Source organism: Legionella fairfieldensis ATCC 49588 (genome assembly GCF_000621525.1).
GTDB lineage: Bacteria > Pseudomonadota > Gammaproteobacteria > Legionellales > Legionellaceae > Tatlockia > Tatlockia fairfieldensis.
The window spans coordinates 1-15,297 of the sequence record NZ_KK211301.1 but is presented as its reverse complement, the minus strand read 5'-3'; the positions used below and the strand labels follow the sequence as shown (position 1 = coordinate 15,297).

Sequence of the window (15,297 nt, the reverse complement as noted above, 5' to 3'; positions counted from 1 at the left end):
ATGATGATGACTCCCAGAGAAATTGTGCAGGAACTGGATAAGCACATTATTGGTCAGGATGAAGCAAAACGAGCAGTGGCGATCGCTTTACGTAATCGCTGGCGGCGCATGCAAATTAAAGACCCTGCCTTGCGTAATGAAATTATGCCCAAAAATATTTTGATGATCGGGCCAACGGGCGTAGGTAAAACTGAAATTGCCCGCCGGTTGGCAAAATTAGCTCAGGCTCCTTTTCTTAAGGTAGAGGCCACCAAATTTACTGAAGTGGGTTATGTGGGACGTGATGTTGATTCTATCATTCGTGATTTGGCTGACATTGCTGTTAAACAAGAACGCGAAAGGGCCATGAAAAAAGTGGAAAATCAGGCCGAAGAAGCGGCAGAAGATCGCATTTTGGATGTACTGTTACCCCCGGCCCGAGGTAGTCTGGTTTCCAGTGAGAAAGAGTCTTCAACACGACAAATTTTCCGTAAACAGTTGCGCGAAGGTACTCTCAATGATAATGAGGTGGAGATAGAATTGGCAACAAGTTCGGTGGGGGTAGAAATTATGGCTCCCCCGGGCATGGAAGAAATGACCAGCCAATTACAATCCATGTTTCAACAAATAGGCAGCAGTCGCACTAAAACACGCAAATTGACTGTAGCTAAAGCGATGAAGCTTTTGCGTGAAGAAGAAGCGGGTAAATTGATTAATGAAGAAGACATTAAAACTCGGGCTATAGAAAATATCGAACAAAATGGTATTGTTTTTATCGATGAGTTGGATAAAGTGGCAAAACGTGCTGAGCATGGGGGCGGAGATGTGTCACGAGAAGGGGTGCAACGAGATCTGTTGCCTTTAGTTGAAGGAACCACGGTTTCCACTAAATATGGCATGATTAAATCCGATCATATTTTATTTATTGCCTCTGGCGCTTTTCATGTTGCGAAACCCTCTGATCTGATAGCAGAACTTCAGGGACGCTTGCCTATTCGTGTTGAATTGTCTGCTCTTGGCGTTGATGATTTTGTGCGTATTTTAACAGAACCCAGTAGTTCACTGACACAACAGTATGCTGCCCTGATGGAAACAGAAGGATTGCAATTGTCTTTTGATGCAACGGGCATTCGTCGTATTGCAGAAGTAGCATGGAATGTGAATGAGCGGACTGAAAACATCGGTGCCCGCCGCTTATACACGGTGGTGGAACGTTTACTGGAGGTTGTTTCCTTTGACGCAACCGACAAGGCAGGTGAAACTGTCCATGTGGATGCCGCTTATGTTGAGGCCCATTTAGGCAAATTGTTAGCCGATGAAGATTTAACACGTTATATTTTGTAATAAGTAATCATCGCTTTCAGAGCAGATCTATGGTGTTCTTGGCCATAAAAATTACCTGAAACCTGAAAGTTTGTGGTAAGTGTGCTCGCAATGGCATCAACATAAGAAAATGCCTACGTTGCTTGAAAGAAGATCCCTCCCCAACTTCACGGGGATGACATCAACATTATTTTGTGTCATTCCCGTGAAAACGGGAATCTATTCTCAAACTTATCTCATCACTTTGCTTGAGAGAAGATGACCTCAATAAAAATCACAGGAAGGCAAATAATCTCAAATAAATCAATTACCCATGAGTTGCAAAAAAATAAGAAGATCTCTCGGGATTTGTCTGTGGGACGCAGGTAATGAATGGATGTTTAATAAAAAATAAACTGGCAGTTACGTCTTTTTCTTTATGTACAGCGTTTTGACTACTCTGGCAACTGTTGCTCCTTGCGAGTCTGTAACTGAAATTTCGAAAACAGGTTCGCATTTCAATTGATTATCGACTTGCTGTTTAATTGTTTCTATTTGCGCCGGTAAAAGTTCAAATTTGGCAAAAACTTTACCATAAGCTGGTTTTTTATAATGAATAGTTGCTGATTTATCCCAAATAATATAATTTTTACCCAGAATTTTCATTAGCATCAACATATAAAAAGGATCAGTCATGGAATAAAGAGAACCGCCATAATGAGAGCCTACGTAATTTTTATTCCAAAAATGCATTTTCATCTGAACTGTAAGGGAGCAATAATCCTTACTGTATTCCATAACGCGAATCCCTGCTCCTAGAAAAGGTGGCCAAAAGCGCATTAAATACAATAAAGTAGAAAATTTCATAACGTTTTTTGGATGTTTTTTTAAATCTTAGCAAAGATTTCCTTGTTTACCCAGCCAGTCCATTCTTTTCTAATGAGAATCATCATGTTGGTTAAGATTCGTAAACAGTTGATTCAAATCGGTGGCCAGATTTTTTTGTAATTCCAAATCATTTCTTTTAAAAAAAGGTTTCAAATGCTCTATTTCCGGAGGTTGTCTTCCTTCCAAATCAGCATGAGTGGGGAGTCGGTAGGGGAGTTGTTGGCTTAATGAATACAGTGTTAGCTGATTTAAATCTCTGCTGAGCATAAATTGGCCGTTTTCTGTCGCATGGATAAGTTCAAGACGCTCCAGTTCATTGAGCATCTGATTAGGATCAATGGAAAAAGGTTGCGGATCGGCATTGACCAGGCTATCAAATGATAAACTTTTTCCTTTTTTTTGCGCCTGCCAGAGTTGATATAGCCAAAGCAAGGCATGAGAGAAGCCATCTAAAGGTTTTCCTGTGCGGCGTTGATGGTGGACTGAAAACGCATAACTGATTTCAGCACCTAAAAGGGTAATGATCCACACCCAATACACCCAGACAAAAAATATAGGTATAGTAGCAAAGGCACCATAAAGTAATTGATAACTGTTGTAACGTGCCAAATAATAAGCAAAAGCCAGTTTGGCCGATTCAAACAGTAACGCGGCAACTATTCCACCCCATAAACCATGGCTCAATTTAACTGGACAGTTAGGTACTACCACATACAAAAAAGTAAACCCGATTAAAGATAGAAGAAAAGGAGTGCAACTCATTAGAATTGAAGGAGGAGGATGGTTTTTGATGAAAGGAATGGAAAAAAGATAAGAACTGGCGGCAAGACTTAAGCCAAGTAAAACAGGGCCTAAGGATAAAATAGCCCAATATAATAAAAAAGCGGTGACGCCATGTCTTGAAGAACTTGCCCGCCAGATCCTATTCAAAGAACGTTCAATGGTCACCATGACTAATAAAGCGGTGATAAATAAAATAGCGACCCCCCAAATGGAAAGATTGGAGACCTGGGCTGCAAATTGCTGTAAATAATTCTGTACAGCTTTACCTGTGGCAGGAACAAAATTATCAAAAATGAAATCCTGCACAGGCCCCGCCAACCCCTGGAAGACAGGAAAAGAAGATAAAATTGCCAGACTCACGGTCATCAAAGGAATAATGGCCAGTAAGCTCGTAAAAGCAAGCGCGGAAGCTCGGTAGGTACAACCATCATTAATAAAATGAAAGACCACAAAGCGAATAAAGCGCATGCCTTCGAATAATTTGTTGAGTAATCGCTGTTTCCAGTCCATGAAGACAACTTTTAATTCCTTCATTATATAAGTATATCAAAAGGTAAATAATCTGATATTTATATTTTAAGATTAGTTTACCGATCAATTAGCCTTTCATCGGCAATTTCGTACCCTTTGAATTTTTTGGTCGGTACAAAGGGCTTTTTTACTGTTTCATAGGCATGTTAACATGCTTTGATTTGCTACATAGATTTAATGAAGGATCCAGGATGCTAACAATTTATCATAATCCCCGTTGCTCAAAATCACGAGCTTGTCTACAGTTGCTGCAAGAGAAGGGGGTCAAGGTAGGCGTTGTGGACTATCGACAGCAACCGCTTTCTCTGGAGTTATTACACACATTTGCCAGTGAATTGGGCATTCAGGCTATGGTGCGTAGTAATGAACCCACCTATACCGAATTAGGATTAGCGCATGCTGATGAAGAAACGATATTAAAAGCAATTATCAAGTTTCCTCAGTTATTACAAAGACCTATTGTTGTAGATGATAAACGAATACTCATTGCTCGCCCACCAGAAAAAGTACTGGAGTGGTTAAATGACTAAACCTTATATTTTGATTCTTTATTATTCCCGGACGGGCGCGACTGCTCAATTGGCACAATATATTGCGCGAGGTGTTGCTTCTATTAATGACATGGAATCCCGCGTAAGAACAGTTCCGCCGGTATCGGCAACCTGTGAAGCCGTTGATAAATCGATTCCAGAGAGCGGTGCGCCTTATGTAACCCTGGATGATTTACGTTTTTGCCGGGGGCTTGCTTTAGGTAGTCCAACGCGTTTTGGTAATATGGCAGCGCCGCTTAAATATTTTTTAGATACGACATCTCCTTTATGGCTTGCCGGGGATCTGGTTGATAAACCTGCCTGTGTGTTTTCTTCCTCTTCATCCATGCATGGTGGGCAGGAAACAACTTTAACCAGTATGATGCTGCCTTTATTGCATCATGGTATGATTCTCGTAGGGTTGCCGTATACTGAACCTCTTCTTACAACGACACAAAGTGGAGGAACACCATACGGGGTGACCCACGTTGCCGGGACTGATAATAACAATCTAAGTCAGGATGAGATTGTTTTAGCCAAACGAATGGGCGCACGGTTGGCACGTATTGCAGGATGTTTATCTAGCTCTTGAAGATTTTCAAATGAACTGTTTTAAATCGAGGAAATTAGTGAAAATAATCAGTTTTAACGCCAATGGCGTGCGATCAGCGGCTCGTAATGGATTTTATGAGTGGTTGACGATGCAACATGCCGATTTTGTCTGTATTCAGGAAACAAAAGCGCAATTAGAGCAATTAACGCCACGAGAATTATACTGTCCTCGTGATTATTTTTGCGATTATTTTGATGCTCAAAAGAAAGGGTATAGTGGGGTTGCCATTTATGCGCGCCATAAACCGCTGCGCGTAGTGAAGGGGCTGGGCTTTGATTATTGTGATAATGAAGGTCGTTATATTCAGTTTGATTATCCCAAATTGAGCGTGATATCCCTTTATCTGCCCTCAGGCACAAGCGGTAATGTTCGGCAAGAAGTAAAATATAATTTTCTGGAACGTTTTGCAGGTCACTTAATGCGTTTAAAAGAGGAAGGTCGGGAATTAATTCTTTGTGGTGATTATAATATTGCTCATAAAAAAATTGATCTGAAAAATTGGTATGGTAATCAAAAAAATTCCGGCTTTTTGCCAGAAGAGCGGGCATGGATGGATAGACTTTTTGGTGATATGGGGTTTGTGGATGCCTTTCGTCTCTGCAATCAGGAAGAGGGCCAATACACCTGGTGGTCTTACAGAAGCCCTGGTGCCTGGGATAGAAATGTCGGATGGCGAATCGATTATCAGGTTATTACCCCCGGTTTACGCGATAGTGTAGTAAGCGCCGCTGTCGCACGTGAAACACGCTGGTCTGATCATGCGCCATTAATCATTGAATACAAAGGGGACTGGTATGCTTAAACTGGCGAGCTGGAATGTGAACTCTTTGAAAATTCGACTGGAACAGGTTTTAAATTGGCTTGCATCATCGAAAATTGATGTTCTTGCGTTACAAGAGACAAAATTAACTGATGAGAATTTCCCTAAAGAAAATTTTGCCGAGCTAGGTTATCATCTGGTCTACGCAGGACAAAAAAGTTACAACGGCGTTGCTATTGTCAGTCGTTATCCATTGGATGACATTGTTACTGATATCACTGACCTGGCAGATCCTCAACGCCGTATTTTGGCGGCGACTATTGGGGGTATGCGCCTTATTAACTTGTATGTTCCGAATGGTTCTGAAGTGGGTGCGGAAAAATACAGTTATAAATTAATGTGGTTACAAAAAGTGACTGCGTTTATAAAACAACAGATGCTTCTCTATCCAAAGCTTGCTGTTGTAGGGGATTTTAATATAGCGCCTGACGATTGTGATGTACATGACCCTCTTGAATGGGAGGGCTGTGTGTTGGTTAGTCCGCTTGAACGAGAAGCCTTTCGCGCGTTATTAACTTTAGGTTTAAGAGATAGTTTTCGTAATTTTTTACAAGAGGAGCAATCATTTAGCTGGTGGGATTATCGTGCAGCGGGGTTTCGCCGCAACAGGGGGTTGCGCATTGATCATATTTTATTAAGTCAGGAATTAAATAAATTATGTAAACAATCCTGTATTGATAAAGCGCCACGCAAGTGGGAGCGTCCATCTGATCACGCGCCGGTATGGGTTGAGCTGGATCTCCTTGCGATAGAAAGATAAGGTATAAACAAGTATAATCAGGACATAATGCTTGTATTAGCAACAAAAAATTGATCTATAATCAGATTTCTGCTAATGTTGCGCATCATTGATGAAGAGCATGGTGCCTGACCTGGTTTGGGTGGCGATGTTCGTTTTACTAAAGAGAGTGGTATTATGAGAGCTTCAATTCATCCCGAGTATAAATCAATTAATGTGACCTGCAGTTGCGGCCACTCCTTCGAAACAGGTTCAACGTTAGGTCAGGATCTGGCTATCGAAGTTTGTTCACAGTGCCATCCATTCTATACTGGCAAGCAAAAACTGGTCGATACAGGCGGACGAGTACAGAAATTCCGCGACCGCTATAAGAAACGTGGCGAGTAATTTATCGTTCTGTCAGTTAGGAAAACAAGCCAGGCGCAACAAACATGCGCCTTTTTTTTTCAAAATGACTGTTCATCGGTAGCATTTTTCTATATGATTTTTCGTCGGGTTGTTTAAAAGAGAGTAAAATACCTTGAATAAAGATGCATTAAAGCAACGTACATTGCATTATCATGAATTTCCAACACCAGGAAAACTTGCGGTACATGTTACCAAACCCACTAATTCTCAGGATGATTTGTCGCTTGCTTACACACCCGGCGTGGCTGAGCCAGTACTCGCGATTGCGGAATGTCCCGAAGACGCGTTCAGGTATACAGCCAAAGGCAATCTGGTTGCTGTCATGACAAATGGAACAGCAGTGCTGGGCCTGGGCGATGTTGGTCCTTTGGCAGGCAAGCCTGTCATGGAAGGGAAGGCTGTCTTATTCAAGCGTTTTGCTGATATTGATGTTTTTGATATTGAAGTCGATGCGAAAGATCCACAGGCATTTATTGATACTGCCAAGCGTATTTCACCTACTTTCGGCGGTATTAATTTAGAAGATATCAAAGCACCGGAATGTTTTGAGATTGAACAGGCACTGATAGAACAATTGAATATCCCCGTGTTTCATGACGATCAACACGGTACTGCCATTGTCGTTGCTGCAGGATTACTGAACGCCCTTGAATTGCAACAAAAGAAGCTTTCTGAAGTCAATATCGTTTGCATCGGTGCGGGCGCTGCCGGTATCGCTTCCATGCGCCTGTTGGTTGCCTTGGGCGCCAATAAAGAAAAAATGCTTCTTCTGGATACTAAAGGTGTTATCCATACCGGGCGTGAAGATTTAAATCCTTATAAATTTGCTTTTGCACGAACAACAGAACTAAGGACACTTGAAGACGCTTTAGTGGGGGCCGATGTATTTATTGGCGTTGCCAAACCTGATTTACTTACTGCGGATCTTTTGAAAGCAATGGCGCCAAATCCTGTCATTTTTGCTTTGTCCAATCCTAATCCTGAGATTCGTCCGGAGGTGGCCCATGAGGTTCGTGACGATTTAATCATAGCCACAGGGCGCAGTGATTATCCCAATCAGGTCAATAATGTTCTTTGTTTTCCCTATATTTTTCGCGGTGCGCTCAATGTGCGCGCCACATGCATCAATCAAGCGATGCAAATTGCTGCTGTTGAAGCAATCCGTCAGTTAGTGCAGGAACCAGTCCCTCAAGTAGTGAAGGATAATTATCCGGGTGTTTCCAGCTGGGATTTTGGTCCGCACTATATCATCCCTAAACCCATTGACCCGCGTTTAAAGGAGCGGGTAGCGCTTGCTGTTGCCAAAGCTGCAATAGCAAGTGGTGTCAGCCGAGTTGATCTGAAAGATGTTTGAGTTAGTAAAACTCGTGCTTAACCAATTAAGTGAAGGAGCTCATTTTGTATACTAGTAATAATAGAAAATACTTGTTGACCGCCTGGTTAATCTGTGCTTTGGGAGCTGTATACTACAGTTACGAATATTTTCTTCGTATTTCGCCCAGTGTGATGGAACCTGCCCTGCGTGATCATTTTAATTTGTCGGCAGCTGGATTCGGTTTTCTATCAGCCTTTTATTACTATGCTTATGTCCCTTTGCAAATTCCGGTAGGGGTACTTTTAGACCGTTATGGTCCAAGATTGTTAATTACCATTGCTTGTTTGATTTGCGTTATCGGTACTTTCCTTTTTGCCGGCACCACTGTGTTCTGGGTAGCTGCTGCAGGACGTTTTTTAGTGGGCTTTGGTTCAGCTTTTGCTTTTGTAGGCGTATTGAAACTGGCAACGATTTGGTTACCTGAAGACAAATTGGCAATGGTTGCCGGTATGGCTGCTGCGTTAGGTACTATTGGAGCCATGATAGGTGATAATTTGCTCGGTAGTCTGGTTATGAAAATTGGCTGGCGTGAAACGGTAAATTTAACGGCTTATTTTGGCATTGGATTGAGTATTTTACTGTGGTTTGGAATTCGTGACAAAAAAAACCGTCAACGGCAGAGTGGAACGGTCGATAATTTTCGCAAAAGTATGATTGATCTGGGTATTATTGCCCGGAACAGACAAATCTGGCTGAACGGTATGTTTGGTTGTCTGGTTTATTTGCCTACCACTGTATTTGCAGAACTATGGGGTATTCCTTATCTGAAGCATGCGCACGGCTTAACTCAGGCAGATGCTGACTTTGCCAATTCCTTGCTGTTTTTGGGCTTTACGATAGGCGCTCCTTTAATGGGATATATTTCGGATAGACTGAAACGCCGTAAGTTGCCCATGCTTTTTGGTGCCAGCGGCGCTGGTATTATAATGATGCTTGTATTGTATATGCCTGGCTTAAAAGGGCCTCACATCAATGCTTTGATGTTTTTGTTAGGTCTCTTTTATAGCGCTCAATGCATTGTTTTTGCGGTAGGACGTGAACTTAGCCCTAATGAAGCAGCGGGAACCGCAATGGCCATGACCAATATGATTGTGATGTTGGGCGCGATGTTTTTGCAGCCTCTGGTAGGAAAGCTATTGGACTTAAGTTTATCAACCCATATGGCTAATGTTCCTTTACAGGAAATACCTATTGATAAATTACAACAATTATATACTGCAGATGATTATCAATTTGCTTTGTCAATTATACCTATTGGTATTATCCTTGCTGCTATCTTAACCTTTTTTCTGAAAGAAACTTATGCTAATGCAGATAACTAGAGAAGCTATCAATAGAAAACAAGCCTTTTTTGGCAGCCTGGTGTGTGCGGTAGGGGCTTTTTTCTATTGTTACGAGTTTGTGCTAAGGATTATCCCCGGTGCTTTACAGAGCGAGTTAAGTGCAGCTTTTGGCCACATTTCTGCAACGACTTTTGGACAATTATCCGCTTTTTATTATTTTGCTTATTCGCCGATGCAAATGCCGGTGGGTATGCTCATGGATCGTTATGGCCCAAGACGTTTATTAACCTTCGCCTGTCTCTGCTGTACCATTGGCTCATGGATGTTTGCTGATACGTCTTCCATGGTTGTCGCTGCATGCGGGCGTTTTTTAGTAGGTTTCGGTTCTTCGTTTGCCTTTGTGGGGGTGTTATCGCTCGCCATGCGCTGGTTGCCAAGACGTTATTTTTCATTGGTTGCGGGATTGATAACGACGCTGGGGATGCTTGGTCTGGTCTATGGTGAAATGAAAATTACTGATATTGCGGTGAGTATGGGGTGGCATCATGTATTGTCGCTAATGATCAGTATGGGCGCCGTATTGAGTGTCATTATTTTCTTCGTTGTTCGTGACGGCCCTGAAGGACATTCCTCTCACCGTCAACCTTTACCCGAATTTTTTTCTAATGTGTGGCATGTTTTAAGTTCTCCCCAGGTTTGGCTAATTGGGTTTGTGGGAGCTTGTTTGTATACCTCACTGTCTGTTTTTGGCGAGCTATGGGGAAAAACCTATCTGGAGCAGGCTCACCATTTGACTAAAATAGAAGCAGCAAGAACAATTTCAGCCATGTTTTTGGGCTGGGCAGTCGGTGCTCCTGTTGCCGGTTATCTGTCAGATAGCAGCGGCCGCCGGGTCTTACCGCTGGTTATTGGGGCGGTCATGGCATTGATTTGTATCAGTCTTGTCCTCTATTGCCCGGGTTTGTCCTATACTTCGCTTAATATTTTGCTATTTCTTTACGGCGTATTTAGTGCCACCGAAATCATTGTATTTATTATGGCCAAAGAGAATAGCGGTGCCAAATTGTCAGGAACAGTCTTTGCCGCAGTTAATATGATTGTCACCCTGGGCGGAGTTGTCTTCCAGCCGCTGGTAGGTAAATTACTGGATGCTTTTGGTGATAGTGGTATTGTCGCAGGAGAACATATCTACACGGTAGCCGATTACCAGATAGCACTTTCTGTCTTGCCTCTTTCTCTGCTGATAGTGACTATCCTTGCTTTTTTTATGAAGGATTTTCGCTCCCTGGGGCAGTAAGTATTCATAGGTATTACAACTTTCCCTTGAAGACCTTGTTACAATGACTTGTCTTTCCCGCGCAGGCGCTGAGTAATCCTCTCATTTTTTTGTTTAATTTATTTGAAATTATTTTAATCCCTATGATTTTATTTTTGTCATCCCCCGCGAAGGCGGGGGATCTGTCTTTCAATCAGAACAACCGTGTAATTTGAGAAATAGATTTCCGTTTTCACGGGAATGACTTAAAAATAATTGAAAAGGTGTTTAACAATGAGAGGATTACTCAGCGCGCAGGCGGGAAACTATCCATATAATCGGCACAATATTTAATTTGTAGATCAACCTTTCTTTCAATTAGTCTTAAGTTTACTTGACTCTTGCAAAACCCAACGTGCCGTGACTTGTTCACGGCATCCAAAAAAGACTAGCGTTGTGCCATAATCTTGGGCACCGCTGAAATGCTTAATGAGCAAAGCGGGAAGACATAGAGGGTGAAAAGCCAATTATCAAATTATGGTTTTATATTATTTTCATTCTTAACGTCGTTATCATCAGAAATAGTAACCTCTCCTTTTTTCAGCTTTATTAGTTTACCTTTAAGAGAGTTATGGCGATGAAATTCGGCTTCTATTCCTTCCATTTTTGTAAAATTTTCTTCAATCTTTTTCTTCTTTTTTTCTCTTTCTTCTGGTGTTTGCTTAAAAAGAACATTAGGTTTTTTGCTCAGTTCTTTGGAGAGCTTAACATTTTCTTCATCTAATTTATTATATTCCTTGTCAATTTTGTCCATCTTTGTAGCTAATGTATTTTTTATGTGGGCAATATTCTTCATCTTGTCCTGGTAGCGATTTTTTATGTCTTTGTCACTTGCGTTTAGATTTTTACTTATAAACTGATTAACTATCAATGTATTAAAAGCACTTTTAAAAGGCAATTTGGAAGGCTTGGTATTTGGCACAAGCGATTGAATTTTAATATCTTCAAATTCAGGTACATTTTTCTTAAAGAAAAGTAGGGCTGCATATACTTTTTTTACCATTTCGGGATTTCTACCATTGATAAAAATTGTTTTGCCGTCTTTTGATGGCTGATAATTATCCAGCAGCATTTTAGCTTGATGAAAAGCAAGCTCTTCTTTTTCTGCCTCTGAAAGATTTTTAGAGGTAGAGGATATTTTGCCCGTATGATCAACCTTTAACAAACCATATCGATTTTCTGCTGCGTTATCATAAGCCGCAGCATTTTGCTGAGTTTTTTCTTCCAGAACAGGTTTACTCCCTGGAGGAGCAAATAGACAAGGGATAATTTCCCCTTTACCAATTACTTTACCTTCATAAGCAATCTCATCGTTGGGGTTGGCCTCATAAAGGTCTACGTCACCAGTTTCTTTAAAACTTGAGAAAGAACCAATCTTTAATGCATCACTTGCTTTAACAACCTCCGTGCTATAGTAAAAATTAGTACCCAAAGTTCTTTCTTCCAAGACAGTTTTTTCAATTATAAATGTACGACCCTGTTTATTTGGGATTTGTTTCGGAGTTGGATCTGGAGAATTGCCGCCACTAACGTTAGCCACGGGGGGAGGGTTAATATTAATTGGGTTAGTATTAATTGGAACAGGATGATGAATAGGATCTTGATCTTGTGGTGGCACAGACAACGGTTTCTCATCTACATCATCGAATGAATCATCCTCATCAACGTCTTCATCTTCATCGTCCCTAAGGTTATTGCTGGGAGGTGGTGGTGGTTGATCTGAGGTTGTTCCGAAATCTGGCATGTCATTGAAAACTAAGGGATTATCTGCAATTTTTTTATTTAAATGTTGTATTTCTGTCTGTAATGTGTGTATTTTTTGGGTGGTTTGCTGAGCCAAGTCTAACTTTTTAAGCTCTTCCAATTGTTTATTATATTTTTCAATTTTGGAGGGGTCATCACGTGATAATAATTTATTTTCTAACTTGTCATTAATAAACTTTAAATCACTTTCTATGCTTGTTATAAAAGTATTTATTCTATTAGTAGGATCTTGGCGCTCTTTAAGCTGATCTATTCCCATTGTTAGCTTGGATTCTAATGCATTTAGTCTGCTTACAGTGCTCGGATCAGATTTTTCCTCCGGCTTCATAGCGTTCTTTAATTGGGCAAGATCTTTTTGTATGTTTAGCAGTATCTTTCTTCCGGTTTCGTTATCTTCTTGGCTTAGAAAGTTCTCTACATACGTGTCATACATTAAGTGACTGTCATTTTCTAGTTTTTTTAAAGTCTCTTCATTTATTTGGGTCAAGGGCATAATAATTACCTCTATTGCAAAATTAATTAGATAAACATATTTGTGCTAAGCACAAGTAAATCCCTAATCTCTTAATTTGTATCATAAGTTTAGCAGAATTGTTCTTAAGGAATGATTAAGAGGGTAAAATTTTAGAAGATCCTACCTTTGTAGCGGACAAAAAATCCCAAGAGTACCCCACTGCCACCAAGTCGGCACTTCCAATTAGCTTTAGTTTTACTGACTTTTAACGATGCTTACGTGCCGCGGCGTGTCCGCGGTACCCAGAGATTGTGGTACGAAACCAGCTTTTTCCTGGATGCCGTGGACAAGTCATGGCACGTGGGGCTTTGCAAGGGTCAAGTAAAACTAAAGCTAATTGAAAGAGTCGATATTCATAAGGATCTTTAATCAGACATTGGATACTGACTTTCCTCGGCAGTTTCTGTTAAGGGCTATTTTTTGTCCGAAAAAGTTGATTAATTTTTAGCCTGGTTCATCAAACAAATCTTAATACTATTTTAATGTTTTAAAACTATACTGTTAGTAGCAAAAAGTATTCTACAGCACAGGGGATATAATGGTTTCCTATAAAGAATTTAAAGACTACACCAATCTCGATTTAACTTCTGCTTCTTATGAAGAAATAACCCGCGAATACCTTCGTTTTCTTGAGGAGAGAAGTGATGTCATATCAGATGATATTATTCTGGATTTTGTTAAAAATTTACAAGCAGATTACGGACTTAGCGAAGAAGAGAGTGAACAGGTAGTAGACCAAATTGAAAAAATTTTTAAAGAACGACAACAAGAGCAAGTTGAGAATGAAGAAGGAAGCATACAGGAGTTTGGTCACTTAAAAATAGAAGACATGATAGGAAACATGGATGAAGAGGAGAGAAAAACCTTTATTAAAGAAACAACATTGAGTTTGTCAGGGTTAGATTTGGGTGATTATTATGTGGAAGTATTAACACCTTTATTTTATCAATATTGTCAGAAGAATAGTTCAGATTATCCAAATGCCTCTTTAGTGCAATTTTTGAAGGCTTATCTTTCGGAGGTAATAGAAAGATCGAAAACAGATAAAAACCTTCCTTCACTTGCTCAAGTACAATTGGCAATTATGCAAGAAGCGGTAAATAAAGAGCCTTTTTTTTATGAAAATGAAAATCTTAAAAATAAATTAAATGAAGCATACAAAGAGATAAGCTTTCTTCAACAGGCTCCTTCAATAATAGATTTAGTAAATGAAAGAATAAAGGATATAGTCACAGATGTTGAAATAGAAAAAAACAAGGCAAAAGAAGAGTTAGATCATCTCCAAAATCAGCTAAATACCAGTAAGAAAAACAATAGTCAGTTAGAAAAGAAGACTCACTTGTTACAAGAAGAGTTGGGGCAAAAAAAAGATGAGTTGGAACTAAAAGAAAAAGAAATAGGTAGATTAAGTCAAGAAAATGCGTCTTTAAAAAAGTCCATTAAAGAAGGGCCAGAACTGTCGGAAAAGAAGAATATCGAGAAAGTGTCTGACACTGAGAACTTGAAGAAACAATTACAAAAGGAAAGGGAAAAAAATCAATCTCTTTCTGAGAGCTATATGGAATTAGAAGAAAAACTACGTCAACTAGAATCGGAAAAGTCAAATTTGCACAAGCAATTAATCGATCAACAAATGCAAATCGCGGCTGAAAAAAGTAATTTAAATAAATTTCAGAAAGATTTAGAAACTTTCTTTTCAAACATCCAACATTATTTCCAGAACTCAAATTCAGAGTTAGACAGTACGATAAAAGCTTTCTCCTTAGAGGATGAGTTTGCAAGTATAGAGCAGTTACAACAATCCTTGAAAAAACTGGAAGAGTTAATAGAGCTTGATTTTGCAAAAAAAGAGATGATACACAAGGAGCCTTCGACTCAAAATGCGAGTAAAGAAGAACAGGCCAATCTGTACAATGAATTACAGGAAGCGGTTCAACCGGTGGAAGAATTGCGAAATAAAATTGAGGCTTTGGAAACTGATAAAATCGCCAGCAAAGAGAGAGAGAATGCTCTGCAAGCACATTTGGAACAATTAAAAAACCAGCTGGAGAGCCAAACGCAAGAAGCTCAAGAACAATTGCAAAAGTTACAAGAAATTGTGCAAACGAAGGACGAAGCACTTCGAACGCTTCAAAAAACAGCTGCTGATCAAAAGGGTATTTTGGAAGAGCAGTTAAAGGCGTTACAAGCGGAAACTGCGCAAGAGAAGGGGGCGAATAAAGATCTGAATTCCCGTATTGATGCGCTGAGTCAAAAGATAGCAGACATGCAAACGCAGCATGCAGGGGAGGAAGAAAAGCTTCGTGCCGAATTGAAAAGTGCAGCAACGGCGCATGAGCAAGTGTTGCGAGAAGCGGTACAAATGAAGGAGGACGAGCTTCGAACGCTTCAAAAAACAGCTGCTGATCAAAAGGGTATTTTGGAAGAGCAGTTAAAGGCGTTACAAGCGGAAA

Annotated in this window: 13 protein-coding genes; 10 read left to right on the top strand and 3 right to left on the bottom strand. The window is 40.3% G+C overall.

What is annotated here, in order from left to right:
- The gene (gene hslU / locus T345_RS0112320; protein ID WP_028389606.1) at window positions 1-1,323 is read left to right on the top strand and encodes an ATP-dependent protease ATPase subunit HslU; all 1,323 of its coding nucleotides are present in this window, start codon (window positions 1-3) and stop codon (window positions 1,321-1,323) included.
- 381 nt (window positions 1,324-1,704) lie between these two features.
- Here hslU and T345_RS0112315 read toward each other — a convergent pair whose 3' ends face one another.
- Both T345_RS0112315 and T345_RS0112310 read right to left on the bottom strand, forming a co-directional pair.
- Window positions 1,705-2,121 (bottom strand): DUF4442 domain-containing protein, encoded by a 417-nt coding sequence (locus T345_RS0112315; RefSeq protein WP_278044095.1) that lies wholly within the window; start codon window positions 2,119-2,121, stop codon window positions 1,705-1,707.
- 96 nt (window positions 2,122-2,217) lie between these two features.
- The gene (locus T345_RS0112310) at window positions 2,218-3,462 is read right to left on the bottom strand and encodes a YihY family inner membrane protein (protein ID WP_028389604.1); all 1,245 of its coding nucleotides are present in this window, start codon (window positions 3,460-3,462) and stop codon (window positions 2,218-2,220) included.
- 212 nt (window positions 3,463-3,674) lie between these two features.
- On the opposite strand from T345_RS0112310, the gene arsC reads away from it, so the two are divergent.
- The 8 genes from arsC to T345_RS0112275 all read left to right on the top strand — a co-directional run bounded on the left by arsC (window position 3,675) and on the right by T345_RS0112275 (window position 10,548).
- Window positions 3,675-4,013 (top strand): arsenate reductase (glutaredoxin), encoded by a 339-nt coding sequence (gene arsC / locus T345_RS0112305; protein ID WP_028389603.1) that lies wholly within the window; start codon window positions 3,675-3,677, stop codon window positions 4,011-4,013.
- The gene (gene wrbA, locus T345_RS0112300; protein WP_028389602.1) at window positions 4,006-4,605 is read left to right on the top strand and encodes an NAD(P)H:quinone oxidoreductase; all 600 of its coding nucleotides are present in this window, start codon (window positions 4,006-4,008) and stop codon (window positions 4,603-4,605) included. The genes arsC and wrbA overlap by 8 nt, the downstream gene beginning before the upstream one ends.
- A 37-nt stretch (window positions 4,606-4,642) precedes the next feature.
- Window positions 4,643-5,428: an exodeoxyribonuclease III gene (locus T345_RS0112295; protein ID WP_028389601.1), complete on the top strand. Its 786-nt coding sequence runs from the start codon at window positions 4,643-4,645 to the stop codon at window positions 5,426-5,428.
- Window positions 5,421-6,206, top strand: coding sequence for an exodeoxyribonuclease III (gene xth / locus T345_RS0112290; protein ID WP_028389600.1), 786 nt, complete (start codon window positions 5,421-5,423; stop codon window positions 6,204-6,206). Before T345_RS0112295 ends, xth begins: the two co-directional genes overlap by 8 nt.
- 156 nt (window positions 6,207-6,362) lie before the next feature.
- Window positions 6,363-6,572 carry a 50S ribosomal protein L31 gene (gene rpmE, locus T345_RS14905; RefSeq protein ID WP_084273812.1) on the top strand — a complete coding sequence of 70 codons (210 nt, stop codon included), beginning with the start codon at window positions 6,363-6,365 and terminating at the stop codon, window positions 6,570-6,572.
- Window positions 6,573-6,705: 133 nt separating this feature from the next.
- Window positions 6,706-7,947 (top strand): malic enzyme-like NAD(P)-binding protein, encoded by a 1,242-nt coding sequence (locus tag T345_RS0112285; RefSeq protein ID WP_028389599.1) that lies wholly within the window; start codon window positions 6,706-6,708, stop codon window positions 7,945-7,947.
- Between the two features lie 44 nt (window positions 7,948-7,991).
- On the top strand, window positions 7,992-9,290 hold the full coding sequence (locus T345_RS0112280; RefSeq protein ID WP_028389598.1) for an MFS transporter: 1,299 nt from the start codon (window positions 7,992-7,994) through the stop codon (window positions 9,288-9,290).
- Window positions 9,277-10,548 (top strand): MFS transporter, encoded by a 1,272-nt coding sequence (locus T345_RS0112275; protein WP_035919080.1) that lies wholly within the window; start codon window positions 9,277-9,279, stop codon window positions 10,546-10,548. Before T345_RS0112280 ends, T345_RS0112275 begins: the two co-directional genes overlap by 14 nt.
- A 493-nt stretch (window positions 10,549-11,041) precedes the next feature.
- Here T345_RS0112275 and T345_RS0112270 read toward each other — a convergent pair whose 3' ends face one another.
- The gene (locus tag T345_RS0112270) at window positions 11,042-12,823 is read right to left on the bottom strand and encodes a hypothetical protein (protein WP_028389596.1); all 1,782 of its coding nucleotides are present in this window, start codon (window positions 12,821-12,823) and stop codon (window positions 11,042-11,044) included.
- A gap of 559 nt (window positions 12,824-13,382) precedes the next feature.
- Here T345_RS0112270 and T345_RS14355 point away from each other — a divergent pair.
- A partial coding sequence (locus tag T345_RS14355) for a coiled-coil domain-containing protein (RefSeq protein ID WP_035919077.1) occupies window positions 13,383-15,297 on the top strand: 1,915 nt, incomplete at its 3' end.